The organism is Pseudoalteromonas simplex, assembly GCF_015278155.1.
Taxonomy (GTDB): domain Bacteria; phylum Pseudomonadota; class Gammaproteobacteria; order Enterobacterales; family Alteromonadaceae; genus Pseudoalteromonas; species Pseudoalteromonas simplex.
Genome location: NZ_JADILN010000030.1, coordinates 1 through 751, shown reverse-complemented (window position 1 = coordinate 751; position 751 = coordinate 1). Strand labels below are relative to the sequence as shown.

At 42.2% G+C, this 751-nt stretch carries 3 rRNA genes; all 3 read left to right on the top strand.

The features are described 5' to 3' along the window. A 23S ribosomal RNA gene (locus IRQ78_RS20390) occupies positions 1–87 on the top strand; the annotation flags it as partial. Positions 88–211: 124 nt separating this feature from the next. Then, positions 212–326: ribosomal RNA gene (gene rrf / locus IRQ78_RS20385) — 5S ribosomal RNA — on the top strand. Positions 327–383: 57 nt separating this feature from the next. Further along, positions 384–498: ribosomal RNA gene (gene rrf / locus IRQ78_RS20380) — 5S ribosomal RNA — on the top strand. Positions 499–751: the final 253 nt, after the last annotated feature.

Below are 751 nucleotides of genomic sequence, written 5' to 3'. Positions count from 1 at the left end.
TGAAGACTACAACGTTGATAGGCAGGATGTGGAAGTGGTGTGAGCCATTAAGCTAACCTGTACTAATTACCCGTGAGGCTTAACCATACAACGCCAAACGCGTTTTATGACAGCGTAACRRACAGAAGTTAAGTTACTAAAGTAGACAWTTACTTGATATCAGAATTCCAGATTTTAGTTAATTGCCAAGGCGATTAACAAACCAAATTTGCTTGGTGACAATAGCGTTTTGGACCCACCTGACCCCATGCCGAACTCAGTAGTGAAACGAAACAGCGCCGATGATAGTGTGGCATTTGCCATGTGAAAGTAGGACATCGCCAGGCTCCAAATTCAGTCGCAAGACTTTAAATTAAAATAATAAGAAAATTGAAAAGAATTTTCTTGGTGACAATAGCGTTTTGGACCCACCTGACCCCATGCCGAACTCAGTAGTGAAACGAAACAGCGCCGATGATAGTGTGGCATTTGCCATGTGAAAGTAGGACATCGCCAGGATCCAAATTAAAGAAAGCCCGATTCGAAAGAGTCGGGCTTTTTTGCGTCTGGGAGCTGTCAGCTTTCAGCCGTTAGACGTCAGCTGAAATACAGAGATATCAGAGGTTATACCATTCCGCTTAAATATCTGATCTAATATAGGCTATATAAAATCACCGGTTAATAACATTGAATCCAAACATATCTGAACAGCTTTTAGCGCTTTCTCGTAAAGAACCAAACGCACGAAAACGCATGCGATTGCTCGCAGTGT